At 27.3% G+C, this 24,505-nt stretch carries 27 protein-coding genes and 1 rRNA gene; 14 read left to right on the top strand and 14 right to left on the bottom strand.

Features of this window, described 5'->3' with window-relative positions:
• Positions 1–123: 123 nt before the first annotated feature.
• Positions 124–1,368, top strand: coding sequence for a serine/threonine transporter SstT (gene sstT, locus CSPT_RS04185; RefSeq protein ID WP_089182444.1), 1,245 nt, complete (start codon positions 124–126; stop codon positions 1,366–1,368).
• A gap of 48 nt (positions 1,369–1,416) precedes the next feature.
• Here sstT and CSPT_RS04180 read toward each other — a convergent pair whose 3' ends face one another.
• On the bottom strand, positions 1,417–1,683 hold the full coding sequence (locus tag CSPT_RS04180) for a hypothetical protein (RefSeq protein ID WP_143297531.1): 267 nt from the start codon (positions 1,681–1,683) through the stop codon (positions 1,417–1,419).
• A gap of 403 nt (positions 1,684–2,086) precedes the next feature.
• Between CSPT_RS04180 and CSPT_RS04175 the strand changes: the two genes are divergently transcribed.
• The 11 genes from CSPT_RS04175 (at position 2,087) to aat (ending at position 12,359) form a co-directional block, all read left to right on the top strand.
• The gene (locus CSPT_RS04175; protein WP_089182442.1) at positions 2,087–3,802 is read left to right on the top strand and encodes a M3 family oligoendopeptidase; all 1,716 of its coding nucleotides are present in this window, start codon (positions 2,087–2,089) and stop codon (positions 3,800–3,802) included.
• Positions 3,796–4,242, top strand: a complete 447-nt coding sequence (locus CSPT_RS04170; protein ID WP_089182441.1) for a hypothetical protein — start codon at positions 3,796–3,798, stop codon at positions 4,240–4,242. The genes CSPT_RS04175 and CSPT_RS04170 overlap by 7 nt, the downstream gene beginning before the upstream one ends.
• Before the next feature lie 20 nt (positions 4,243–4,262).
• Positions 4,263–6,323: an ATP-dependent helicase gene (locus CSPT_RS04165; protein WP_089182440.1), complete on the top strand. Its 2,061-nt coding sequence runs from the start codon at positions 4,263–4,265 to the stop codon at positions 6,321–6,323.
• Positions 6,320–7,141: a tRNA pseudouridine(55) synthase TruB gene (gene truB / locus CSPT_RS04160; RefSeq protein WP_089182439.1), complete on the top strand. Its 822-nt coding sequence runs from the start codon at positions 6,320–6,322 to the stop codon at positions 7,139–7,141. Before CSPT_RS04165 ends, truB begins: the two co-directional genes overlap by 4 nt.
• Entirely contained in the window at positions 7,135–7,362 is a 228-nt protein-coding gene (csrA, locus tag CSPT_RS04155) for a carbon storage regulator CsrA (protein WP_089182438.1), read from the top strand. Before truB ends, csrA begins: the two co-directional genes overlap by 7 nt.
• Positions 7,359–8,105 (top strand): 4-(cytidine 5'-diphospho)-2-C-methyl-D-erythritol kinase, encoded by a 747-nt coding sequence (locus CSPT_RS04150; RefSeq protein ID WP_089182437.1) that lies wholly within the window; start codon positions 7,359–7,361, stop codon positions 8,103–8,105. The genes csrA and CSPT_RS04150 overlap by 4 nt, the downstream gene beginning before the upstream one ends.
• A 1-nt stretch (position 8,106) precedes the next feature.
• Entirely contained in the window at positions 8,107–8,562 is a 456-nt protein-coding gene (gene smpB / locus CSPT_RS04145) for an SsrA-binding protein SmpB (RefSeq protein WP_089182436.1), read from the top strand.
• Positions 8,563–8,664: 102 nt separating this feature from the next.
• Positions 8,665–9,276 (top strand): thioredoxin domain-containing protein, encoded by a 612-nt coding sequence (locus CSPT_RS04140; RefSeq protein ID WP_089182435.1) that lies wholly within the window; start codon positions 8,665–8,667, stop codon positions 9,274–9,276.
• Entirely contained in the window at positions 9,263–9,559 is a 297-nt protein-coding gene (locus CSPT_RS04135; protein WP_089182434.1) for an ATP-dependent Clp protease adaptor ClpS, read from the top strand. Before CSPT_RS04140 ends, CSPT_RS04135 begins: the two co-directional genes overlap by 14 nt.
• A 2-nt stretch (positions 9,560–9,561) precedes the next feature.
• Positions 9,562–11,706: an AAA family ATPase gene (locus tag CSPT_RS04130; protein ID WP_089182433.1), complete on the top strand. Its 2,145-nt coding sequence runs from the start codon at positions 9,562–9,564 to the stop codon at positions 11,704–11,706.
• The gene (gene aat, locus CSPT_RS04125; protein WP_089182432.1) at positions 11,706–12,359 is read left to right on the top strand and encodes a leucyl/phenylalanyl-tRNA--protein transferase; all 654 of its coding nucleotides are present in this window, start codon (positions 11,706–11,708) and stop codon (positions 12,357–12,359) included. Before CSPT_RS04130 ends, aat begins: the two co-directional genes overlap by 1 nt.
• On the opposite strand, the gene CSPT_RS04120 is transcribed toward aat, so the two are convergent.
• The 7 genes from CSPT_RS04120 to CSPT_RS04090 are packed head-to-tail and all read right to left on the bottom strand — an operon-like array spanning position 12,356 to position 18,619.
• Complete coding sequence (locus CSPT_RS04120) at positions 12,356–12,718, bottom strand: nitrous oxide-stimulated promoter family protein (RefSeq protein WP_089182431.1); 363 nt, start codon at positions 12,716–12,718, stop codon at positions 12,356–12,358. The two genes, aat and CSPT_RS04120, sit on opposite strands and share 4 nt — an antisense overlap.
• Positions 12,708–13,439 (bottom strand): 3-deoxy-manno-octulosonate cytidylyltransferase, encoded by a 732-nt coding sequence (kdsB, locus tag CSPT_RS04115; protein ID WP_089182430.1) that lies wholly within the window; start codon positions 13,437–13,439, stop codon positions 12,708–12,710. Before kdsB ends, CSPT_RS04120 begins: the two co-directional genes overlap by 11 nt.
• A complete protein-coding gene (thrC, locus tag CSPT_RS04110) occupies positions 13,436–14,893 on the bottom strand; it encodes a threonine synthase (protein WP_089182429.1) in 1,458 nt (485 codons plus the stop codon). The genes kdsB and thrC overlap by 4 nt, the downstream gene beginning before the upstream one ends.
• A gap of 11 nt (positions 14,894–14,904) precedes the next feature.
• Positions 14,905–15,753 (bottom strand): acetylglutamate kinase, encoded by an 849-nt coding sequence (gene argB, locus CSPT_RS04105; RefSeq protein ID WP_089182428.1) that lies wholly within the window; start codon positions 15,751–15,753, stop codon positions 14,905–14,907.
• A 34-nt stretch (positions 15,754–15,787) separates the two neighbouring features.
• Complete coding sequence (locus tag CSPT_RS04100; protein ID WP_089182427.1) at positions 15,788–16,723, bottom strand: tetraacyldisaccharide 4'-kinase; 936 nt, start codon at positions 16,721–16,723, stop codon at positions 15,788–15,790.
• The gene (locus CSPT_RS04095) at positions 16,716–17,849 is read right to left on the bottom strand and encodes a DegT/DnrJ/EryC1/StrS family aminotransferase (protein WP_089182426.1); all 1,134 of its coding nucleotides are present in this window, start codon (positions 17,847–17,849) and stop codon (positions 16,716–16,718) included. The genes CSPT_RS04100 and CSPT_RS04095 overlap by 8 nt, the downstream gene beginning before the upstream one ends.
• 17 nt (positions 17,850–17,866) lie before the next feature.
• Positions 17,867–18,619: an NAD+ synthase gene (locus CSPT_RS04090; RefSeq protein WP_089182425.1), complete on the bottom strand. Its 753-nt coding sequence runs from the start codon at positions 18,617–18,619 to the stop codon at positions 17,867–17,869.
• Between the two features lie 133 nt (positions 18,620–18,752).
• On the opposite strand from CSPT_RS04090, the gene CSPT_RS04085 reads away from it, so the two are divergent.
• Complete coding sequence (locus CSPT_RS04085) at positions 18,753–19,346, top strand: MBL fold metallo-hydrolase (protein WP_089182424.1); 594 nt, start codon at positions 18,753–18,755, stop codon at positions 19,344–19,346.
• On the opposite strand, the gene CSPT_RS04080 is transcribed toward CSPT_RS04085, so the two are convergent.
• Genes CSPT_RS04080 through CSPT_RS04070 form a run of 4 tightly spaced genes read right to left on the bottom strand, consistent with a single transcriptional unit; the run spans position 19,343 to position 21,322 of the window.
• A complete protein-coding gene (locus CSPT_RS04080) occupies positions 19,343–19,852 on the bottom strand; it encodes a hypothetical protein (RefSeq protein WP_089182423.1) in 510 nt (169 codons plus the stop codon). The two genes, CSPT_RS04085 and CSPT_RS04080, sit on opposite strands and share 4 nt — an antisense overlap.
• A gap of 9 nt (positions 19,853–19,861) precedes the next feature.
• Positions 19,862–20,755: a tRNA 5-methoxyuridine(34)/uridine 5-oxyacetic acid(34) synthase CmoB gene (gene cmoB / locus CSPT_RS04075; RefSeq protein ID WP_089182422.1), complete on the bottom strand. Its 894-nt coding sequence runs from the start codon at positions 20,753–20,755 to the stop codon at positions 19,862–19,864.
• Positions 20,756–20,759: 4 nt separating this feature from the next.
• Positions 20,760–20,924: a hypothetical protein gene (locus tag CSPT_RS09045; RefSeq protein ID WP_170228710.1), complete on the bottom strand. Its 165-nt coding sequence runs from the start codon at positions 20,922–20,924 to the stop codon at positions 20,760–20,762.
• A gap of 41 nt (positions 20,925–20,965) precedes the next feature.
• Positions 20,966–21,322, bottom strand: a complete 357-nt coding sequence (locus CSPT_RS04070; protein ID WP_089182421.1) for a diacylglycerol kinase — start codon at positions 21,320–21,322, stop codon at positions 20,966–20,968.
• A gap of 715 nt (positions 21,323–22,037) precedes the next feature.
• On the opposite strand from CSPT_RS04070, the gene CSPT_RS04065 reads away from it, so the two are divergent.
• Positions 22,038–22,328 (top strand): hypothetical protein, encoded by a 291-nt coding sequence (locus tag CSPT_RS04065; protein ID WP_115616013.1) that lies wholly within the window; start codon positions 22,038–22,040, stop codon positions 22,326–22,328.
• A gap of 284 nt (positions 22,329–22,612) precedes the next feature.
• On the opposite strand, the gene CSPT_RS04060 is transcribed toward CSPT_RS04065, so the two are convergent.
• Positions 22,613–22,840 (bottom strand): ComEA family DNA-binding protein, encoded by a 228-nt coding sequence (locus tag CSPT_RS04060; protein ID WP_149051351.1) that lies wholly within the window; start codon positions 22,838–22,840, stop codon positions 22,613–22,615.
• 1,142 nt (positions 22,841–23,982) lie between these two features.
• Positions 23,983–24,100, bottom strand: a 5S ribosomal RNA gene (rrf, locus tag CSPT_RS04055).
• Positions 24,101–24,505: the final 405 nt, after the last annotated feature.

Raw genomic sequence — 24,505 nt, 5'->3', positions numbered from 1 at the left:
TATTTAAAAATCCTTAATTTTAACAATTATATTTTAATACAAGCTTAATGTTATCTATAAATTATAAATTTTTAAATGTATTTTTGATAAAGTTATGATTTAATTTTTATTTTAGGAAATATTATGCCAACATTGCACGAACTTTTTAAATCTTATACAGAAAAAAACATAGTTATAAGAATTCTCATAGGAATGTTTCTAGGCATAATTTTAGCTCTAAGTGCAAAATATAGCGATATAACTTTTTTAAAAAACTTTGTAAATTTTTCAAAACTTTTAGGGGATCTTTTTATAACTTCATTAAAAAGCGTAGCACCTATTTTAGTTTTTATATTAGTGGCAAATTCAATACTTTCTAAAAATTTTTCAAATACAAAAGGTTTAAAAAAAGTGATACAACTTTATCTTTTAGGCACTTTTTTTGGAGGTTTAACTGGAGTTGTATTTTCTTATCTTTTTCCAATAACACTAAATTTAAACATACCAGCTAATATTAACATACAAAATCCTAGTAGTTTGATTGCTGTTTTTCAAAATTTGCTTTTTAAAATGATTGATAATCCAATAAATGCATTAATCAATGCAAATTATATAGGAATTTTATCTTGGGCAATAATTTTAGGAATTATGCTTAGAAAATCAAACCAAAGCACAAAACACCTATTTGGCGATCTTGCGGATGCTATCACAAAGATAGTTAAATTTGTTATACAATTTGCACCATTTGGTATATTTGGTCTTGTTTGTATAAGCGTATATACCACAGGATTAGATGTTTTGCTAAGCTATGGAAAACTCATACTTCTTTTAGTTTTTGCAATGCTATTTTTAGCTCTTATCATAAATCCTCTTATAGTTTGGCTATATACACGAAAAAATCCTTATCCATTAGTTTTTTTCTGCCTTAAAGAAAGTGGGATAACAGCGTTTTTTACGAGAAGTTCAGCCGCAAATATACCAGTAAATTTAGCTTTATCAAAAAAACTAAATTTAGATGAAGAGCTATATCCTATATCAATACCACTTGGTGCAAATATAAATATGGGAGGAGCTTCTGTTGTAATTGCTATTATGTCGCTTTGTGCTGCTTTTAGTCTTGGACTAAAGCCTGATTTTGCAAGTGCTGTTTTATTATGTCTTGTTGCTACTATAGGGGCTTGTGGTGCTAGCGGTGTTGCAGGAGGATCGCTTATGCTTATCCCGCTTGCATGTTCATTGTTTGGAATAAGTGATGATATTGCTATGCAAGTTATAGCAATTGGCTTTATCATAGGCGTTATACAAGATAGTTTAGAAACTGCTATAAATAGCTCAACAGATATTTTATTTACAGCCGTTGCATCTTATGCTACAGCAACTAAATATTAATGATTTAGTTTAAAAATCTAAAATTTTAGCCACATAAATGGCTAAAATTTAACTTTTCCTTTTTTCACTTACATAGATATCGCCTACCACTCCATCAGAGATATCTAAACTAACTTCATAACCTTTCCACTCAAAATCATTACCATCAACTCCCTTGGATGCAACTTTTCTAATCTCATTTAAACTTTTATCATTTATGTCTATGCCTAACAATTCCTTAAAATACAGATCCCATGCAGCACTTTGTTGCCTACAAACAGCTACCCCTCTTTTATAAAATTCAGCTAGTCTTTTTTCTTCTGCAATTTTATCCATTTTCAATAAATTTTTCTTATCTTCATCGCTTAGCTTGATATCTTTGTCATCTACTTTTATATAGCCCTTTTCTACTGCTCTTAAAACCGCTGCAAAATCTTCAAAATGTATAGTAGAATTTAACCCAGTTTTTATGTTTTTGAGTTTGAAACTTCTAACATCTCTTTTGCTCTAGAAGAAAATTCTATAGTATCTTTTATGCCTTGTTTTATAAGTGCTTTATCTTTGTTAAAAAATTTATAAAAACTGATGTTGTTTTGAAAGTTGTTTAAATTTGTTATTTTTATTTCAAACTCCTATTTTATAACAAATTAACATTTTATAAATTTAATTTAAATTATGATTTTTTGCATTTTTTTGGTAAAATATATACTATTTTAAAATTACTCAAAGTTAGGGATTTATGGTTTGGAAATTAGAATATATATTTAAAAACAAAAAAGACTTGGAAAGTTTTAGTAAAAATTTAGAAAAAGAGTGCAAAGATTTTAAATCAAATTTTGAAAATAACCTATCAAATTTAAAAGAAAATGAGTTTTTAAAAGCTATAATTACATACGAAAATATACTTGAAAAAATCACAAAGATAGAAAGCTATACATTTTTATGTTTTGCAAAAGACAACAATGAAAGTTCATTTTATGCAAAATATGAAGATATATGCTCAAAATTACAAGAAAATTTACTCTTTTTTGAGATAGAATTTAATGAACTGGATGAAAAAAAACAATCTGAATTTATTAAATTTTGCACAAAATATAGCTACTATTTATCAAATTTATTAAAACAAAAAGCTCATCAGTTAAGCAAAAAAGAAGAAAGGATAATGCTTAGAACAAAAAATATCGGTGTAAACGCATTTTCAAGGCTTTTTGATGAAACTTTTACAAGCTTAAATTTCAAATTTAATGGTGAAAATTTAAAAGAAGAAGAAATTTTAAGCAAACTTAGTGATAATGATAGAAATATTAGAAAAAAAGCCTCTCTTACACTTAGCAAAAAACTAAAAGAAAACTCGAAACTTCTTACTTACATATATAATATGATAAGAAAAAATAGCGCATTAGAATGCGAACTAAGAAACTATAAATATCCAGAAGAGATGATGCATGAGTATAATCAAATAAGTAAAATAAGTGTTGATAATCTCATAAATTCAGCACAAAACAGCTTTAATTTAGTGCATGATTTTTATAAGAAAAAACGAGAAATTTTAGGATACAAAACACTTTATGATTATGATAGATACGCACCGCTGCAAGATAATGGCAAATATGATTATGAAAAATCAAAAAGTATAGTCTTAAAAGCTTTTGAAAACTTTAATCCAAAATTTGCTAGCATCGCAAAACACGCACTAGAAAATGGCTTTGTAGATGTAATGCCAAGTAAAACCAAGATAAGTGGAGCATTTTCACACTCTGTTACAACTGATGCTCATCCATATGTTCTTTTAAATCACACAAACAAATTAAGAGATCTTTTTACAATGGCTCACGAACTTGGGCATTTGATTCATCAAAAACTTGCTTATAGTGTAGGATTTTTAAACTCACAAACACCACTTACCACGGCCGAAACTGCTTCTGTTTTTTGCGAAATGATTGTATTTGATTACATAAAAAAAGATTTAAAAGGCGAAGAAAAGTTATCTTTATATGCTTCAAAACTAGAAGATATATTTGCAACACTTTATAGGCAGATAAATTTTACTACATTTGAAAGAGAAATTCATGCAAAAAAAGATGAATTAAGCACAGACGAGATTAACCAAATTTGGCTAAAAGAATCAAAAAAAATGTTTGGAAATAGTTTAAAACTAAATGAATATTATAGCCTTTGGTGGAGTTATATACCACATTTTATCCATACGCCATTTTACTGCTATTCTTATGCTTATGCACAGCTTTTAGTTCTTGCACTGTTTGGTTTGTATAAAAGTGGTAAATGTAAAAATTTCATAGAGTTATATACTGAATTTTTAAGCAGCGGTGGAAGTATGGAACCAAGAGAGCTTATAGGTAAATTTAATCTTGATATTAACAATGAAAATTTTTGGCAAATAGGTATAAATGAGATAAAAAAACTTGTAAATGAATTCAAAGGTATAAAATGTTAGACGAACTACTAGATAATGATGGTTTTAGAATTTTAATGAAAATGCATGTTTATGAGTGCATAGAGTTGTTACTACAAAATGACATAAGATTTTCTATACTTGCGAATATGCCTTATGTTAAATTTGATCCACCACTTCCAAACGAGATAATGGCAAATATGCCAATGCCAGTTGTTCTTTTTACGCTAGATGGATATACTTACGAAAGCACAAAACTAACACAAAATTATATAACTTTTGAAGCTGGTTTTGGGGCTGATAATTTTGCATCTTTTGTAAAAATTCCACTTGGTGCAATAGTTCAAATTTTGGTAGAAAACAGCCCTATTTTAGTAAATTTTTCTATACATAAAGAAAATTCTACTGAGAGCAAAACCAAAGAATCAATGGCTATGTTTTTATCAAATCCACAAAATAGAGAACTATTTAAGAAAAAATAAATTTATAAATAAAGATTATCATGGATAAAATTTTTCAAAACCTAAATGAAGAGCAACAAAAAGCAGTTAAACACATAGATGGTCCTATGCTTATTTTAGCTGGAGCTGGTAGCGGCAAAACAAAAACCATAACTTCAAGACTAGCTTATCTTATATCTGTAGTTGGCATAGCCCCATCAAATACACTAACATTAACATTTACAAATAAAGCGGCAAATGAGATGAAAAATAGAGCTTTAAATATGCTAGAAAAAAGCACTATATCGTCTCCGCCGCTACTTTGCACATTTCATAAATTTGGATTGTTATTTTTAAAATTTCACATATCAAGACTTGATAGAAAAAACAACTTTGTCATAATAGATACAAATGATAAAAAAAGAATCTTAAAAAGTTTTGAAAGCGACATTCCTACGCCTATTTTAGGAAGCGAAATTTCAAAATACAAAAATACTCTTTTAAGTGTTAATGATGTTAAAAAAAATACATCTACGCTTTTAAACGGAAAAGAAAATGATTTTTATGCTAAAGTTGCTAGTATTTATGAAAGATATGAAAATTATCTAAAAGACAACAATTTAGTAGATTTTGATGACCTTTTAATGCTTACTTATAAAATTTTAGATAGTGATGACAAACTAGCAAATGAAATCTCACAAAGATACCAATATATCATGGTTGATGAATATCAAGATACAAATGATTTACAATTAAAATTATTACAAAAGCTCTGCAAAACCCACAATAATATATGCGTGGTTGGCGATGATGATCAGAGTATTTATGGATGGCGTGGAACAAAAATAGAAAATATTTTAAATTTCAAAGACCAATTTGATAATGTAAAAATCGTAAAATTAGAACAAAATTATCGCTCAACTGCATCTATACTAAAAGCTGCAAATGAACTGATTGAGCATAATAGAAACCGCCTTGGCAAAAAATTAATCAGCACAAAACAAGAGGGCAATGATATAACTATATTTAATTGCGATGATGAAAGTGTAGAATCAAGCAAAATTGCAACTAAGATAAAAGAGCTTCTAAACTCTGGTGTAGAGGCAAAAGATATAGCGATATTATATAGGATAAACGCTCTTTCTCGCTCATTAGAAGAAGGATTAAATAGAGAAAATATCCATTATAAAATGGTTGGTGGAGTTAAATTTTATGAAAGAACAGAGATAAAAGATATCATAAGCTATTTAAGACTTGCAATAAATCAAAATGATGATTTTTCTTTAGAGCGTATTATAAATCGCCCAAAAAGAGGTCTTGGAAAAGTAACTATAGGCAAGATACAAAAAGTTGCATTTGATAATAAAACATCTATATATCAAGCTATAAACAATATAAAAAGTGATGATGTTGGCAAAAAAAACTTAAACACGCTTTTAGAATTATCTTCAAATTTAGAAGAATTATCGCATTTTGATGGAATTTATGATCTTATTAATATGCTAGAAACTAAATTTGGCATAAAAAAATTTTATGAAGATATGCCAGATGGAGCAGAAAGAGTTGCAAATATCGATGAGTTTTATGCACTACTTAGAGATCAAGCAATGAATGATGATGAGTTTGAATTAGAAGAGTTTTTAAATGAAATTTCTCTTCAAAGCGATCAAGATAGCATAAATGAAGAAAGTATTTCTATAATGAGTATTCACGCTAGCAAAGGTTTAGAATTTAAATATCTTTTTGTAATAGGACTTGAAGAGGGATTTTTCCCGTTAATTGGCGATGGAAGCGATATAGAAGAAGAGCGAAGACTTGCTTATGTTGCGATAACTAGAGCAAAAGAACATCTTACTTTAAGCCATGCAGAATCTAGATTTTACAAAGGAAAAAGAGAAAGACTTAAAAAAAGTAGATTTTTAAGTGAAGCTGGTCTTTGCGAGGGCTCTTTACAAATAGAACAACAAAAAGAATTTAAAAAAGGTGATTTGATTAAACATAAAATTTTTGGCATAGGAAGAATTGTAGAAATAACCAAAGTAAATCAAGATTTTAAGCTCAAAATAAACTTTGGCGGCATAACTCGCGAGATAATGTCAAATTTCGTGGAAAAAGCAGTATGAATGCACTTTTTGTTGCAAATAAGCCAAGAGGTATTAGTTCAAATTTCTTTTTAAGAAAAATCAAAAGAAAATATGGCGTTAAAAAAGCTGGATTTTCTGGCACACTTGATCCTTTTGCAAGTGGATGTCTTATTGTTGCATTCGGGCAATACACTAAACTTTTTAACTATTTAGACAAAACGCCAAAAACATACATTGCTACAATGTGGCTTGGTGCGTATTGTGAAAGTTTAGATGATGAAAATATCACAAGCGTTAAGGACACACTTCCTTTTCATCAAAGTGTATTTAATATAATTAAAAACTCACTTCTTGGCGATATAGTATACACGCCGCCAAAATATAGTGCAAAAAAGATTAATGGGAAAAGAGCTTATGATTTGGCTAGAAATGGGATTGAGTTTGATATCAAACAAAGCACAATGCATATTTATGAGTGTGAAATTTTATCATATTCTCATCCATTTTTAACATTTAAAATAGCAGTTGATGAAGGCTCTTATATAAGATCTTATGCACAGCTGTTTGCACAAAAACTAGGCATTCAAGCAACGCTTAGTGCATTAAAAAGAGTTAGTGAGGGTAAATTCGTATATCAAAATGAAAAAATGCTAAACCCGATTCATTTTTTAAATTTAGAAAAAAATGTGTATAATGGAGATGTTTTAGATATAAGTTTAGGCAAAAAACTAAATATCGAAAATTTTTTTAAAAAAGAAAATGGCAAATATTTAATAGATTTTGATGATTTTTTTAGTATTATAGAGATAAAAAATCAAGATGTAAAATATTGTTTAAATAAGGTAGAAAAATGTTAATACTTTCAAGAAAAGAAGACGAGATTATAAAATTAGGAAACGATGTAACTATCAAAATAGTTTCAATCGCTAAAGGCGGTGTTAAAGTTGGCATAGACGCACCAAAAGATATGATGATTTTAAGAGGCGAATTAGCAAACGATGTAACACGAGAAAACATTCAAGCAAGCAAGCAAAGCCACGAAAATTTAAGCAAACTTAGCGAAAAACTAAAAAAATGAGATCATACGCAAAGCTTAATGTATTTTTAAAAATTACAGGTTTTAGGGGTAATTACCACGAAATTTCCTCTAGATTTATATTATTTGAAAATCTTTTTGATGAAATTGAGTTTGTAAAAACTAGCGAGAATGATAAATTTGAAATAGACGCAAATATAAATATACAAGATAATATCATTAAAAAAACCTATGAAAAACTATGCTTGTGTGGATATAAAAATAAACTTGATGAGTTTTTTAAATTTCATAAAGTCAAACTGATTAAAAATATACCAATGGGTAGCGGACTTGGCGGAGGAAGCTCAAATGCCGCTACTTTTTTAAGACTTGCAAATAAGGAAATTAATCTAGGAATTTGTGATGAATCGCTTATGCAAATAGGCTCACAAATAGGTGCTGATGTTGCATTTTTCATAAGCGGATTTAAAAGTGCTAATGTTAGCGGGATTGGAGAAAACATAAAAGAATTTATAGATGAGATTCCAAATTTAGAAGTTTTTACACCAAATTTATTTTGCTCAACAAAAGATGTTTATGAGAAATTTAGAAGCGATTTTAGCGGTAAATTTGATATAAATTTAGCTAAAAATTTAGAAAATTTAAGCTCAAAAAAAATTTTACAAATTTATAAAAATACACAATTAAATGATCTTTTAGAGCCTTGTAAAAAACTTTATTCTTTAAGTTTAAAAGAAAATGAATTTTTAAGTGGTAGCGGCAGTAGCTACTTTTTAGTGAGTTAATATGCAAAAAGATTTAGCAAAAAATAAAAAAGCATTTCATGATTTTAGCATCATTGAAACTTACGAAGCTGGGATTGTTCTAAAAGGTAGTGAAGTTAAGGCTTTAAGGGCTGGTAAAGTAAATTTAAAAGATAGTTTTGTCCGCATTATAAAAGGCGAACTTTTTTTATTAAATGCACACATAAGTCATTTACAAACCACAAATACTCATTTCAAACCAAACGAAAGAGCACCAAGAAAACTTTTAATGCACAAAAAACAGATAGATAAACTCTTGGGTCAAGTTAGCACAAGTGGCTACACAATTGTTGTTTTATCGCTTTATCTAAACTCAAAAAATATAGTTAAAGCTAGCATTGCTCTTGCAAAAGGTAAAAATTTACACGACAAAAGAGAAACTTTAAAGAAAAAAGAAGCAGACAGGGAGGCAAGAGCAGCTATGAAAAATTTTATATAAATTTAAAAAATAGTGCTTTTGAATTAGCTCATTTATTTTAATATTTTTATCAAAAATTTACATTGCAAATGTATAATATGTGTATATTTTAAGGAGAGTTATATGAAAAAACTTATTTTAGCAATAACTTTGGTTATATTTTTTATAGGTTGTCAAAACCAAGAATCAACAAATAATGCTCAAGCAAATGCACCAAAACAGATAAAAGTTGGCGAAGAAATAACGCTAAATAGTGTTTTTGATTCGAATATAACTATAGTTAGAACGCAAAATGGGTTTAAACTAAAAGATAGCAACAAAATAATAATGTTTGATATATTTGGGACATTTTGTGAGCCGTGTCGTGCAGAAGCTTCAAATCTTATGGATTATCAACTAAAAAATAGCAATGATATGATGATGATAGGTCTAATTCATTTTGAAAATATCACAGACAAAGAGATAATTGAAAATTTTTCTAAAAAATACAATGCATACTACTTCATAACTAACTCAGATAGAAATGCGGATATAATAGATCAAATTTTAAAAGATATTGATTATAAAGATGCACTGCAAATTCCATTTAAAGTTGTCTTAAAAGATGGAAAATATCAAAAGTTAAGCGATAATTTGCATAAAAACAGCAAAGAAATGAAAAATTTCTACCTAGGCTATGTAACAGTTCCTTTATTGCAAAATGATTTAGAGAGAATCAAAAATGCCTCAAATTAATGAAAAAATAGAACAAGATATTAAATTTAAAGAACCAAATTTATATAAAATCTTACTTTTAAACGATGATGTGACTAGTATGGATTTTGTTGTGCAAGTTTTGATGGATATTTTTCATCATGAAGCCTCAGTTGCAGTAGATTTGATGCTAAAAGTGCATAATGAAGGAAGTGCAGTTTGCGGAATATATACAAAAGAAATTGCACTATCAAAACAAAATGAAGTAAGTATTGCGGCAAAAAACGCATCATATCCATTGCAAACTATTTTAGAAGAGGAGTAGATGTGTTAGATACAAAATTTAGTTTTTTGATTCAAAAAGCTGGAGAACTTGCATATAAAAACGCTCACGAATATGTAACTTGTCAGCATGTTTTATACACTCTAATAAGAACTGATGATGATATAAGAACACTTCTTTTAAATGCAGGTATTTCAAATTTAGATAGTTTAACAAAAAATTTAGAAAACTACATAGCAACAACACCTGTATTAAAATCTCAACGCCAACCAAGCGTAACACAACATCTAAGCACGATAATAAAAAATGCAAATTTAGAAGAAAATAAAGATAATATTTATGGATCTAGAAATTTTATTTTAGATATTATAAAAGATAAAGATTTAGGTATGAGCGAACTTTTAGTGCACCATGGCGCAAATTTAAACCTTATTGAAGATATGATTAATACAAAAAATACACAAAAGGACAATTCAAACATTTCTCTTTATGCTATAAACCTAAACGAACTTGCAAAAGACGGCAAGATAGATCCGCTTATAAGAAGAGATAACGAACTTGCAAGAATGGTGCAAATTTTAAGTCGTCGCAAGAAAAATAATCCAATACTAGTAGGTGAAGCTGGAGTTGGAAAAACAGCTATAGTAGAAGGGCTTGCATTAAATATAGTAAATGGAAATGTCGCAGAAAAATTAAAAAACTCAACCATCTACGCTCTTGATATAGGAGCTATGATTTCAGGCACAAAATATAGAGGTGATTTTGAAAAAAGACTAAAAGACACCATAAGCGAAATAGAACAAATAGATGGTGCGATAGTTTTCATAGATGAAATTCACACTATAGTAGGAGCTGGAGCGAGTGGCGGTGGAAGCTTGGATATGTCAAATTTATTAAAACCATCTTTAGCAAGCGGTAAAATATGCTGCATTGGAGCTACAACATACTCTGAGTATAGAAATTTTACAAAAGATAAAGCACTTAGTAGAAGATTTTCAAAAATAGATATAAATGAGCCAAGCATAGAAGATAGTGTTGAAATTTTAAATGGGATTAAAAAATATTATGAAGATTTTCATGGCGTTTCATATCCAAAAGAAATTTTAAAACAAAGCGTAATTTTAGCTAAAAAATATATGAGTGATAAATTCTTACCAGATAGTGCAGTTGATATTATAGATGAAGTTGGAGCTACTTTAAATTTAGCTGGTAAAAAAATAGTTACCAAAAAAGCATTAAATGAAATTATAAGCAAGGCTACTGGTATAGCAAATTTAAATACAAACGAAAATCAAACTGATTTGATTAAAAATTTAAAACGAAATCTTAAAAAACAAATTTTTGGTCAAGATGAAGCAATTAATGCTTTAGTTAAAGCCATAACTCGCTCTTATGCTGGCCTTAAAAATCCAAACTCTCCAACTGGTGTATTTTTATTTACAGGACCAAGCGGAGTTGGTAAAAGCGAACTTGCGATAACTCTAGCAAAAGAATTAAACATACATTTTGAGAGATTTGATATGAGTGAATATATGGAAAAACACGCAGTTGCAAAGCTTATAGGCTCCCCTCCTGGATATGTTGGCTTTGAAGAAGGAGGCATTCTTACAAATGCGATAAAGAAAAATCCATATAGCGTTGTGCTTTTTGATGAGGTAGAAAAAGCAGATAGTGATATGCTAAATATATTTTTACAAATTTTTGATAATGGGATATTAACTGATAATAGCGGCAATAAAACTGATTTTAAAAATACAATTATTATTATGACATCAAATTTAGGAACAAAAGAACCAAATCAGATGGGATTTAAAAAAGACGATAGTATAAAAACAACAAGTGCTATAAAAAACTTTTTTGCTCCTGAGTTTAGAAATAGGATTGATAAGATTATAAATTTTGCACATTTAAATGATGAAATATTAGATAGCATAGTGTTAAAAGAATTAAATTTAATATCACAAACACTAAAAGACAAAAATGTAGTTATAAAAGCAGACAAAAAAGCAAGAGAATTTATATATAAAAAAGGCTATAGCCAAGAATTTGGTGCAAGAAATATAAAAAGAGTGATAAGCGAAGAAATTTTAGACATATTAAGCGAAGAAATTCTTTTTGGGAAACTAAAAAGTGGCGGAAATGCTGTAATTACCTTAAAAAATGAAAATTTAAGCTTTAAATTTAACTAATGGACTACATTTTTCCAAATGCCCTAAACGCTCCTGTTTCAGACCCGATGGCATATGGAGGCGATTTAAGCAAAGAATGCTTAATGAGTGCTTATAGCAATGGCATATTTCCTTGGTTTTTAATAGAAAAAATGCCAGTTTGGTTTTCTCCAGATCCAAGATGTGTGCTGTATCCGAATGATTTTAGATTACACAAAAGTTTGAAATCTTATATAAAAAAATATAATGTAAAATTTGATAAAAACACTAAAGAATTTATAAATTTTTGCAGACAAGAAAGACTAAAAAAAGATCAAACTTGGATAACAAAGGAATTTGTAAAAGCATATTCATCTTTAGTGGATGATGGTATTGTTCATAGCGTGGAAGTGTATGAAAATGATATTTTAGTTGGTGGATTATATGGGCTCATAATAGGCAAAATGTTTTGTGGAGAAAGTATGGTTTCATCTAGCAAAAATGCATCCAAAGTAGCACTTTACCATCTTTGTAAAGCACTAAATAATTTTGATTTTCTAATCGATTGTCAAGTTACAAATCCTCATCTTATATTTATGGGTGCAAAAGAAATACCAAGAAGCGAATATTTACAAATTTTATCTATCAAAAAAACACAAAAAAGCGGATTTGATAAATTTGGAAATTTAATTTAGATTTTACTTTTTATACCGAGTTTTTGAGCTAATTTAGTAAGACCAAGTTTAGTTCCAGAACTTACCATTATCTTTGCCATTTGTTTGTATTTATCTCTTTCATAGCAAGTTTTGGGGCATTTTCTACATTTTGGTTTTTCTTCATGAGGACAATTTTGCAACCTTTGATACACATATAAAACCAATTCTTCGCATTCTTTGCAAAGATTATATTTTATAGATGTATGTAAATTTTCATTTTTATAAATTAAACTTAGTTCTTTTGCATTTTTTACTTCATTTTTATGCTTATCGTCGCAATAAATTTGAATAAATTTAACTGCAGTGGAAATCTGTTCTATAAATTTATCATTGCTCATACAAACTTGCTTCCCTGTAAGCTTTTATGGCTCTTTGATAATCCTCTTTGCAGTCTATACCGATACTTGTTGTAAAAATTTCTAGCATAGATATTTTTTTACAATTTTGCAAGGCACGAAGCTGTTCAAGTTTTTCTGTATTTTCAAGAAAAGATGGCAAAAAAGAACAAAATTCTCTAAGAGTTGCAACGCTATATGCATAAATTCCGATATGAGCCTTATAAAGCTCGCACTCATTCCTTGGATAAGGTATAAGTGAGCGAGAAAAATACATAGCATCGAAATTCTCATCGATAACAACTTTTACTAAATTTGGATCTTTTGCCTCATCTTTAGAGACCATTTTAAAGCAACTTGCCATAAAAGAACCCCGCTCTATCTTTTGGCTTGCAAATTTTTTAAATTTTAGTAAATTTGATATCTCAAAAAAAGGCTCATCAGCTTGGACATTTATGATAAGCTCACTATCTTTAAGCCCCATTTTATTTACTGCTTCATTTATCCTATCTGTTCCGCTTTGATGATTTATATCTGTCATAACGGCATCAAATCCGTGTTCTTTTGCTATATTATAAACTTTCTCATCATCAACAGCTATTAAGACACTATCTATTTTTGACGCATTGTTTGCAGTGGCTATAAACATAGGCACTCCAAAAATATCAAGTAAAATCTTATCTTTTAGTCTAGTTGAATTAAGTCTTGCTGGTATTACTATCATGATTTTATCCATTTTATTATTGTATTTTTTATCTCACTTTGATCTACAACATCACTATGATTTATCTTGTCATCAAAAAGCGTTAAAATGCTTTTTGGTATCTTTGCATCAAACTCTTTTGCAAGTTTTATCATCTGTTTTTTCTCATCTATTATATTTTCATTTTTGATAGCTTTTATCATTGATGGAGTAAATTTAACCCATTGTGCCGTAGAAGTTATAACATTAATCTTATCTTTTTGAACCATTTTAAAACAAGTTGCAGTGTGAGGATCTATTAAATTAGAATCTTTTGCACACTCTTTTATGAACTTTGCACACTCTTCATCTGTGCAAAAATCTGCCATAAAATCATTTTGCAACTCTTTTAATTCATCTTTACTTAGCTCATAAAATTTATTTTTATTTAAACTATCCATAAGCTCTTTTGTTCGCACTGAACCAAATTTATCGAAAAGCAGTCTTTCTACATTTGAACTAATTAATATATCCATAGCTGGACTCATAGTTTTTATAAGCTTTTTGTTCCTTAAATCATAAACTCCTGTGTTGAAAAACTCAGTTAGTATATTGTTTGAATTTGAGGCTATTTTTATCATGCCAATTTTAGCACCCATTTTTTTGGCATAATACGCACCCAAAGCATTACCAAAATTGCCACTTGGCACGATTATATCTATACTTTCATCATCTTTGATTTTTTTACTAAAAAGCAAATATGCATAAACATATAAATGATATAAAATTTGAAATAAAATTCTCCCAAAATTTACAGAATTAGCAGCACTTAAATTTAAATTTTCTTTTAAAAGCTGTTCTTTAAAATCTTCATCATTTAAAAGAGTTTTTAAAGCTCTTTGAGCATCATCAAAATTACCCTTTATGCCAATAACTTTTAAATTTTTACCCTTAGATGTTACCATTTGAAGTCTTTGAACTTCGCTTGTTCCATCAATTGGATACAGGCAAACTACTTTTACATTTTTTGACTTCTCAAATGTATTTAGCGTAGCAGGTCCGGTATCTCCGCTAGTTGCACACATTATAAGATATTTTTCAAATCTATCTTTAGCAAGCTCATCTAAAATTTTGCCAAAAGGTTGAAGTGCCATATCTTTAAAAGCCCTTGTTGGACCATGAAAAAGTTCATTTATATAAAGATTTTTTGATATTTTTTTAATTTTTATAGGCGAGTTTTCATCATCAAAATTCCTATATCTTTTTATAGCTTTTTTAAAACTATTTATATCAAGGTCAAAACTAAATTTTTCTATAACTTTTAACGCAAATTCCTCATAACTTCGCTCTTTTTTAAAAAATTTACTACTTATTTTTGGCAAATCCTTTGGTGCAAAAAGCCCACCATAAACACTGCTTGGGCTTAAAAGTGCATCACTAAATTTACAACACTGAGCTTCATCGCCCTGTTTTAAGCGAGTTGTAGTTAATATCATATTTTCTCCTTTTATCCTATCATACTTCCTATACCAACATCTGTAAATAACTCAAGAAGTATGGAGTGCGTAATTTTTCCATTTATAATATGTGCTTTTTCAACACCATTTTCGATGCATTCAACGCAAGAAAGTGCCTTAGGTATCATACCGCCACTTATAGTACCATCATCAATAAGTCTTTTTATGTCATCTTTATTTAATTTACTAATTAATTTTTGATTTTTATCCAAGATGCCAGAAATATCGCTTAAAAATACAACTTTACTAGCATGTAAGGCTTTAGCTATTTCACATGCACATAAATCTGCATTTACATTATATCCATTAACACTATTTTCATCTCCAGCTGCAATTGGCGAGATTACAGGCATTATACCTAAATTTAAAAGATCATTTATGGCACTAGCATTTACATCAGTTATTTTTCCAACAAAACCTAAATTATCCATATCAAGGGCTTTTGCTTTAAATAAACCAAGATCTTTGCCGCTTATTCCTATAGATTTTGCACCATGAAAATTTAGTAAATTTGTAAGTTCTTTATTTATATTTCCGCAAAGCACCATTTCTGCTACTTCTAATACTTCTAGCGATGTTTTTCTAATGCCATTTACAAATTCACTTTGGATATTTGTTTTTTGTAAAAACTCGTTTATTTTTTTGCCGCCTCCATGAACTATAACAACTTTTATGCCAACAATTTGAAGCAGCACCATATCTCTCGCAAACTCTTGTTTAAACTCTGGTTTTATCTGAGTAGAACCACCAAATTTTACTACTATAATTTTATCTCTAAATTTTTGGATATAAGGAAGTGCCGAAAGTATGATTTCTGCTGTTTTGATACTTGTGTGCAAGGAGAACCTCTTAATATTTTTATTTTAATTTTATCTAAAACGAACTAAATTTACTATCAAAGACATAATTATAAAGCGTTTTTGCAAATTTTTGACTAATAGTAGTTTCTAAAACTATTATTGAAGTAGGCAAATTAAAACTCTCAATTTTTACAAAATCTTTCATAGTAATAAGAAGCGTTGTGGCTTGATACTTTTGCAATAAATTTAAAAGTTCATTTTTATTAAAATCATAATGATCTGGATAAAACTCCATACCTACGCATTTATCAAAATGCTCTTTTAATCTATGCGGATTTGCTATAGCTGTAACTAAAAGCATTTTATCGCTTGGATTTATAATTTTACTATTTTTTATAATATCTGAATTTTGTGGTATAAAATTTGCAAATTTATAAAAAAAAGTTGGATATCTATAAGCACCGCTTGGAAAAGTAAATGAAAAAAATGGCTCTATCTGCGGCTTAAGCAAAATATCAAATTTATTTATATCAAATTTAGAAAATCCATCATCAAAAATAATTAACTTCGCTCCGTATTTTTTAGCCATATCAATACCAAATTTCCTATCCTCGCTAACTATAACATTTGCTTTAAACTTAGCATATTCCATAGCTTCATCGCCACTTTTTATAACATCTAAAAAAATTTCTCCATCATTTGCAACCAGCAAACAGCCGCTTGACTTTCTTTTATAACCTCTCAGAATGATAAAAGTTTTGATTTGTGGGGCAAATAACTCATAAATAGCTTTAACAAGTGGCGTTTTTCCACTACCGCCGACGATTATATTTCCAACACTTATAATTTTTATATCAAAATTTTTTGGTTTAAAACAGAGCTTTTTTATACAAACCAAAAATCCATAAATAAAGCTAAATGGCAGCAAAATTATGGATAAAAATATATCAAATAAATTTGGTCTATAAAAATATCTATTTATCCATAAATGTATTTTTTGTCTACACACGAGATTTTGCTGTTTTTAAAATGCTACTGCAAATATACTCAATCTCTTCGTTTTTCAAATCAGAATAAATAGGCAAAGACAGAACAGTTTGATATGTCTTCAGTGCAGATGGAAATGCATTTACTTTTAAATTATATTTATTTTTATAATAACTTAAAAGATTTAAAGGAACATAATGAAGAGCTGTGCTTATACCAAGATCTGCTAAATCTCTAGCAAAACTATCTCTATTTTTATCGACTTTTATTATGTATTGAGAATAAGTATGTTCGCCATTATTTACAGGAATTTCTATATGCGGACAATCTTTTAAATTTTGATTATAAATAGACGCTATTTCTATTCTTTTTTTGATAAACATATCAACTTTTTGAAACTGAGCCAAACAAAAAGCAGCATCTAGTGTATTAAGGTTATATTTTGTGCCTATGTCTATGACATCGTAAATATAGCCAAGATTATCATTTTTACCACCATTGTTTATTATTCCATGATTTCTTAAAAGTAAAGCTCTTTTGGCTATATCATCATCATTTGTTACCATAAAACCAGCACTTGCAACACTAATATTAAACTGTGAATTTATTCTAAAACAAGATATCTTAGAACTCATACTTCCTATTTTTTTACCTTTATATGTCGCACCAAGAGCATTAGTTGCATCATCTATTATATATATTTCATGCTTATTAGCTATATCATAAATTTCTTCCATATCTGCAGATTGGCCAGCCATATGAGTTATAAATGCACATTTTAGTTTTTTACTTTTATTTGCCTTAATAACTTCTTCAAATTTCTGAGGGTTGATATTAAAATCATCTTCTTTTATATCAACAAAAATAGGTTCTGCATCAAAATGTCTTATAACTTCAGCGATATTTGGAAATGAATTTACAGAACAAATTATTTTATCGCCTCTTTTGATATCCATGGCACAAAGTGCAAGATGTTTTGCAGATGTACCATTATTAGTAGAAATAACATGCTTTACACCAAAATATTTTTTTATACTATTTTCAAAATCAAGAACCATATCAACACTATTTGGATTTTCTAATGCTTGTTTTATAAGCTCTTTTTCTTTGTCATCTATTTGAGGTCTAAAAAAATCTATTTTTTCCATATTTTCCCTTTGCATTTTTAATGTATTTTAGCAATCTTAGGAGGATGCAACTTAAAACTATTTTTATTTACTAAATGTAAAACTCTATCTACTAAATTTTTATCAAATTTATTATACAAATCTGCTTTGTTTATGCCATTTTTACTTATATCTTTTAAAACAGTGTCTAAATCACTATAATTATATCCAAGATCAGATTCATCGCATTGATTTTCCCATAAATCGGCACTTGGCTTTTTTTCAATGAATGTTTTATCAATTTTTAGAAATTTTGCAAACTCAAAAATATCGCTTTTAAATATTTCGCCAATTGGATTTATAGCACAAGCCATATCGCCAAATATAGTTCCATATCCTAGCATTAACTCACTTTTATTTGAAGTTCCTACAACAAATCCACTAATCTTAGCAGAATAATCATAAAGCAAACTCATCCGGATTCTAGCACAGAGATTGCCTAATCTAATGTTATTTAAATTTTCATCTATGCTTACTTTATAAGCTTGCAAAATAGGTTCTATCGATATAATTTTATAATTTATACCAAGCATTTTGCATAGATTAATGCCATCTTCTAAATTTTTTGCATTAGAAATTTTTGTTGGCAAAAGCAAAGCGTATGTATTTTTTGTAGATACTTGCGCACATAAAGTAGCGACTATTGCAGAATCCAAACCACCGCTAACACCAATTATAAAATTCTTAGCAGTATTTAAATTTGATTCTAAAAAATTTAATATCTTACTATGTATATCCGAATAATTACCCATTTCAATCTTTAATAATATAAATTTATGAATTCTACTGATTTTTATATTAAAAATTCTTTTAATATTGCAAAAAAGAATATTAAAATAAAAATTTAAGATAAAATATTATAATTGTAACAAAAAAGGACTAAAAATGGAAGTTTTGGCAAAAGAATGCGGCAGATATCAAACCAACTGCTACATATTATCTTTAAATAACAAAGAAATAATTATAGATCCAGGCGAAAATGCTTTTTCATGGGTAATTAATAATGTAAAAAATCCACTTGCAATCCTAAATACTCACGGGCATTTTGACCATATTTATAATAATTTTGAATTAAAAAATAAATTTAATATACCTATTTATGCACCAAAAGATGATGTTTTTATGATAGAAAATGATTTTTTAGGAATTGGTTATAATCCTAGTAAAGTTGACATAAAAATAAGCAATGAAGATCTATTCATTGTAGGCGATTTTAAAATAAAATTTCACCACTTTCCAGGTCATACACCAGGATGCTCGATGATAGAGATAGGTGATTATTTATTTAGCGGAGATTTTTTATTTTATCGTTCTATTGGAAGATATGATTTTCCATACTCAAGTAAAGAAGATATGAAAAACAGTCTAAAAAAATGTTTAAAAATACAAAAAGATTTTATACTTTTGCCAGGTCATGGAATACCATCAACACTAAAAGAAGAGCAAAATAATATCACAACATGGATAAATAGGCTTTAATCTTCTTTGTCATTATTTTTAGTTGCTTTTTTGGTTAATTTTTCTTTTATCCTTAAAACATGATCTTCTAATATTAAAATCTGATAAACTGCATCAAAAATCTTTATATCTTTTATAGTTCCAACAACCCTAACCTCTCTTTTTTTACTCTCTTCAAAATTTGAAGTTGCTACAAAATCAATCACATCGCCAAGCTTAGGATGTGCTAAAAAACTTATTTTAACACCAATAGTAACTAAATATTTTTCATTTATTGCAGCATAAGCACAATAATTTGCAGCCATAAATAAAAATGATACATCTATCAAATTTTCATTATCTATTTTCATATCCATATTCGTATTTAAAATACTTTTTGCACTATTTTTATCTATTTCAACGATATATCCGCACAGACTTGATTTTATAATACATTCAAATTTTAAATCACCTCTTATAACTTCCCATTTTTCCATTAATTCAGAAGTTTGATCATCGTTTTCTAAATTTTCTATATCACTTGACATATCTTTCCTTTATATACTAAGCTTTATATAAGCTCTAAGCGGTGCCGGGTAGCCTTCTACTGTAAAATTTTTATCTTTATTGTTTAAAAAATTACCCAAACTTTCACCATCAATCCAGCTTGTTTTTCTCTGTTCATTTTCATCTGTTTTTTTTGTTGCAAGTATTGTAAAATCTTTAAATTTAGCCCTTTGACACCAATTTTGCAAAGCCTTTATACTTGGTATAAAATATATATTTGGTATCTTAGAGTAAGTTTTGTTAGGGCAAAGAGCTATTTCTTTATCACTATTGATAATCATAGTGTCTAAAAATAATTCACCATTTGGATTTAATGATAATTTAAGATCTTTCAAGCATTTTATCGGATCGCTTCTATGATACAAAACACCTAAACAAAAAAGAGTGTCAAATTTATGCTCGTAGTAAGGCAAATGCTCTACCCCTAAAAGCTCAAAGTGTATGTTGCTGTTAATAAAATGATTTATAAATTTAAATTGCAAATACGCCCTAATGCCAGGATCAAAACCTACTAATTTTGCCGGATTGTAATTTAACATTCTAAAAAGATAATAGCCATTATTGCAACCTATATCCTCAACAACTTTACCTTGTAAATTTAAAAATGGCTTTAGAATATTAAATTTAATGAAACTTTGCCATTCAGAATCTATAAAAGTTTGAAAAATATCAAAAGGTCCTTTTCTCCAAGGCTTTAAACTTAAAGCCGTTTCATAAACTAAATTTTTAGTGTTATCATCGATATCTGCTGAAATTTCTATAACATCATCAAATTTACACTCAGCTTCTATGATGGGCAAATTTGATATATTACTAATATTTTTTTTATAAATTTCAAGATTGAGTTCATTTAATTTTTCTTTTCTTATCTCTTCAAGATTCATTTATCTACCAATCAATAATATTTTGTGGACATTGTTTTTGATAAGTCCCAGTTGCGTCATAATACTCTTTGCAATCATTGTAGTATCTAGTAGAAACACCTCTTTCATTAAACCACAAACAACCGCTTAAAAAAAATAAAACAAATATTAATATAATTACATTTTTCATAGCTTAATTTTATCATATTTTAAATCAAAATAAAAGCCAGATTAAAATAAAATTTTTACGAGTATAGCAACCCAAATACACACACAAAGGCATATTGATAAGAATACAGCACAACTGCCTATATCCTTTGTTTCTTTGGCTAATATATGATAATCTTTTGTAACAAGATCTATACATCTTTCTATAGCTGAATTTATACATTCTGTTATAAAAATAAGAAATATAGGCAAAATAAGTAAAATTTTATGTAATATATCTGTTTTTAAAAACAGGGCTATAATGATAAAAATAGAGCCTAAAAATAGTTCTATTCTAAAAGAAGTTTCGCTCTTTAACATACAATAAACACCACTTAATGCATATTTTGTATTTTTAAAAAAATTATACTTTGGTTTCATATATTATTTATACCTTTTACATAACTAAAAAAAATCTGCATAATTTCAACTTTTTGATAGATATTGTATCATAAAATCTTATACAACATTACCTTCATCCATTCTAGGACTATTAATTAGCATAGTTTAAATTTATCATAATATCATTTTTGATACTAAAAGTCCTCTTACATCAATAACTAAACATAATTTTCCAATGCGATATTACTTATTATTACAGCGTAACAACCAAATAAATAGCGAGTAATTTATTTATTTTGTAAGAAAAAATACTTTTACGCTTATTGCTTTACCCAAAACCACTATATTTCATAATGTATTACCTATTTTGTGAAAAAATCATATTACTAAATTTATATGTGGTAATAATATTATCTTATATGATTATTCTTACAAAAACATTTTACAAAATATCCTTTAAATTTAGGTTATTTTTATGTTTTTGTTAAAACCTTTTTCGTGCCTGTATATTACATTTAATTTAAAAAACAGGCAACAAAAATACCAATTTTTACCAACAAATGCCATTTCCCCACTATATTCTACTTTTAAAAATTTAAATACAATTCAAATTTAGACCATAACATACTTATATTTATTAAAATTTTTTTCTAAATTTAGTCCATAAAATTTAAAAATATTAATAAATATAAGCTTGACTTTATTTTTTTGTAAAATAAAACGCAAATTTTATTAATAAATTATGTTAGCAAAATTGAAATTTTGTTTATTTGGTTTAGTTGCCGCATTTTTATTAAATGGATGTGCCAATACAATATTTAGCTGGGAAAAAGAAATATCTAATATAGATGTTAAAATTCTAGATATAAAACAGATAGATGATAAAAATGTTATGATTAAAGTAAGTTATTTAAGTAATTTTGCAGAAAATATTACTCAGACTAGTAAAGCTTATGAGTTTAAGCCAAGTTGTAATGAAAAGTACTTTTCAGGAGCTGTTAAATATATTGTTAAAATTCAACTTGTGAATGATTTGAAATCATAAAAACATAAGACAACACACTTGGCTTTTCCAAAAAACTCATTTGGCAAATTTAATATATTCAATCAGCTTTAGTTTAAACCCATCCCCACAACCATAAACATCATAAAGATGAGTTTTGCTTTAAAACAATCCCATTCTAATATAATATAATATTAGCAAAATTTAAAATTATAAATTTACAATAATCTCTTTATAATCATAAAAGCATTATAAAGAGATTATTAACCATTACTTATCCTTCTTCTCTTCTTTTTTATCTTTATCTTTATTAGCTTTATCTACACTCATACTATTTTATTATCTTTATAAATCTTATCGCCTATACCTTTTACTTTTTTTATGTCTTCAATGCTATTAAATTTATTAGCTTTTCTATACTCTATGATAGCCTCTGCTTTAGACTCTCCAACACCTTTTAATGTCATAAGTTCATCTTTAGAAGCTGTATTTAAATCTATAGCTCCAAATACATATGTACAAACAAGTACCAATAATAAAAGTAACTTTTTCATATATTTTCCTTTAAATTTAGTATATTTTTTATCTTATATATAATTATTAATTAATAATATAAAAACATTACATTTATATTTTAAGTATTAAAATAAGTTATAGAGTAAAAAAATAAAACTTAATAATAAATATAAAAATGACACTTCATAATTTCCACACTAAAAACATATAAAGAAATATAATACCACATCCCAACACACTACCAACTATAAATTTACACTATAAACAACAACACTAATTTTAAAATTTATTTTTATACAAACACCAAGATAAAATATATGTATGAAAAAGATTTTAATAAAAAGATAAAATAATCTAAATTTAAAAAGATATTTTATAAATGTTTTTGTAGGAGTAATCATACAAGATAAAATAATACATATAGTTTTATAATGACAAAGATATAAAACTTTAAACTTTACAATAAAGCACTAATAAAAATATATAAACTTAAAAGATTAAATTTATTTTAATTTATATTTTTATTAAAAACTATTGTTTTGTTTTGATGGGTATTTATGTGGTTTTTACTTGTAATTACTCTTATATAAACAAACTTTTATAAAAATACCTATAATTTTATTATATATTTAGACTAATTTATATGTAGATTTAAAAACGCATTAAATGGAATATATTCCTCATTTTAAATGTCGCTATATATTATGAATAAAAAAGATATATCACTAGCAAGATATTTTTATAGTGGTTCTTAAAAGATTAAATTTATACTAATTGATTTTACTAAAAATAACAACTATTTTATATCATATATTTAAATTTAATATATTAGTAATTAAATACTATAAATAAATTTATTATACAAGAATAATGCATTTATAAAAAATATCCAACCAACTATTTTATATCATATATTTAAATTTAATATATTAGTATTAAATACTATAAATAAATTTAAAGTTATAAATACTATAAAAGATAATTATAAATTTATAAATATTATATAATTTATAATTATTTATAATCAATAAAACAATCTTGAAACAAACAGTAATAAAAGTAAATTATATTTAATTTAAATACGAATTATCATATAAAGAAATATTAAATTCATTTAATCATTTTAATATAAATAAATGTGGATAAAATTAAGAAATATTTGTAGAATAATTATTAACACGCTTTGCAGCGACTTACTTTTCCACATCCCAGTAAGGGAGAGTATCATCAGCCATGATATGCTTAGCTTCTTGGTTCGAGATGGGGCAAGGCGTTTCCATATCTGTATAGCCACAAAGCAGTGTTAAATAAAAATACTTTCTCTTTTTAATTTATACTTACATCAAGCTCATAAAAAACTCATTCACATACGCTATAAAGTATGCTCATTTATTTTTATTATTCGCTTTCCTTATCTAAATTAAAAATAGTCGTATATAATATAGACTATTAAAGTATTCTTATTAAACACTGTTAAATAAATTGTTAAAAGTCTAAGTTTTAATATGTAAAACTTTTTACTTATTAAGGATTAAAAGATATTTCACTTCTATATCTTTCTAGTATAACTTGATTTGTGATTAGATGTAAGGCTTATAAAATGTTGATTAGTTTTAAGTGAGTTACCTTAATGGTAATGAATGCAAAAATCTAATCAAGCTTTTATACAATTGTTCTTACACTAAGCTAAATCATTATTAAAT

The sequence above is a fragment of the Campylobacter sputorum subsp. sputorum genome, assembly GCF_008245005.1.
Taxonomy (GTDB): Bacteria; Campylobacterota; Campylobacteria; order Campylobacterales; family Campylobacteraceae; genus Campylobacter_F; species Campylobacter_F sputorum.
This window is presented reverse-complemented; position numbering and strand designations above follow the sequence as displayed.

Coding starts and splice junctions, on each gene's coding strand:
- kdsB (WP_089182430.1), bottom strand. CDS start 13,439: ATGATAGTAATACCAGCAAGACTTAATTCAACTAGACTAAAAGATAAG.
- CSPT_RS04060 (WP_149051351.1), bottom strand. CDS start 22,840: ATGAAAAAGTTACTTTTATTATTGGTACTTGTTTGTACATATGTATTT.
- CSPT_RS04165 (WP_089182440.1), top strand. CDS start 4,263: ATGGATAAAATTTTTCAAAACCTAAATGAAGAGCAACAAAAAGCAGTT.
- aat (WP_089182432.1), top strand. CDS start 11,706: ATGGACTACATTTTTCCAAATGCCCTAAACGCTCCTGTTTCAGACCCG.
- thrC (WP_089182429.1), bottom strand. CDS start 14,893: ATGATATTAACTACAACTCGCTTAAAACAGGGCGATGAAGCTCAGTGT.
- CSPT_RS04175 (WP_089182442.1), top strand. CDS start 2,087: ATGGTTTGGAAATTAGAATATATATTTAAAAACAAAAAAGACTTGGAA.
- CSPT_RS04180 (WP_143297531.1), bottom strand. CDS start 1,683: ATGGATAAAATTGCAGAAGAAAAAAGACTAGCTGAATTTTATAAAAGA.
- CSPT_RS04090 (WP_089182425.1), bottom strand. CDS start 18,619: ATGGGTAATTATTCGGATATACATAGTAAGATATTAAATTTTTTAGAA.
- cmoB (WP_089182422.1), bottom strand. CDS start 20,755: ATGAATCTTGAAGAGATAAGAAAAGAAAAATTAAATGAACTCAATCTT.
- CSPT_RS04095 (WP_089182426.1), bottom strand. CDS start 17,849: ATGGAAAAAATAGATTTTTTTAGACCTCAAATAGATGACAAAGAAAAA.
- CSPT_RS04170 (WP_089182441.1), top strand. CDS start 3,796: ATGTTAGACGAACTACTAGATAATGATGGTTTTAGAATTTTAATGAAA.
- CSPT_RS09045 (WP_170228710.1), bottom strand. CDS start 20,924: ATGAAAAATGTAATTATATTAATATTTGTTTTATTTTTTTTAAGCGGT.
- CSPT_RS04080 (WP_089182423.1), bottom strand. CDS start 19,852: ATGTCAAGTGATATAGAAAATTTAGAAAACGATGATCAAACTTCTGAA.
- CSPT_RS04135 (WP_089182434.1), top strand. CDS start 9,263: ATGCCTCAAATTAATGAAAAAATAGAACAAGATATTAAATTTAAAGAA.
- CSPT_RS04070 (WP_089182421.1), bottom strand. CDS start 21,322: ATGAAACCAAAGTATAATTTTTTTAAAAATACAAAATATGCATTAAGT.
- sstT (WP_089182444.1), top strand. CDS start 124: ATGCCAACATTGCACGAACTTTTTAAATCTTATACAGAAAAAAACATA.
- truB (WP_089182439.1), top strand. CDS start 6,320: ATGAATGCACTTTTTGTTGCAAATAAGCCAAGAGGTATTAGTTCAAAT.
- CSPT_RS04085 (WP_089182424.1), top strand. CDS start 18,753: ATGGAAGTTTTGGCAAAAGAATGCGGCAGATATCAAACCAACTGCTAC.
- CSPT_RS04140 (WP_089182435.1), top strand. CDS start 8,665: ATGAAAAAACTTATTTTAGCAATAACTTTGGTTATATTTTTTATAGGT.
- CSPT_RS04120 (WP_089182431.1), bottom strand. CDS start 12,718: ATGAGCAATGATAAATTTATAGAACAGATTTCCACTGCAGTTAAATTT.
- smpB (WP_089182436.1), top strand. CDS start 8,107: ATGCAAAAAGATTTAGCAAAAAATAAAAAAGCATTTCATGATTTTAGC.
- csrA (WP_089182438.1), top strand. CDS start 7,135: ATGTTAATACTTTCAAGAAAAGAAGACGAGATTATAAAATTAGGAAAC.
- CSPT_RS04150 (WP_089182437.1), top strand. CDS start 7,359: ATGAGATCATACGCAAAGCTTAATGTATTTTTAAAAATTACAGGTTTT.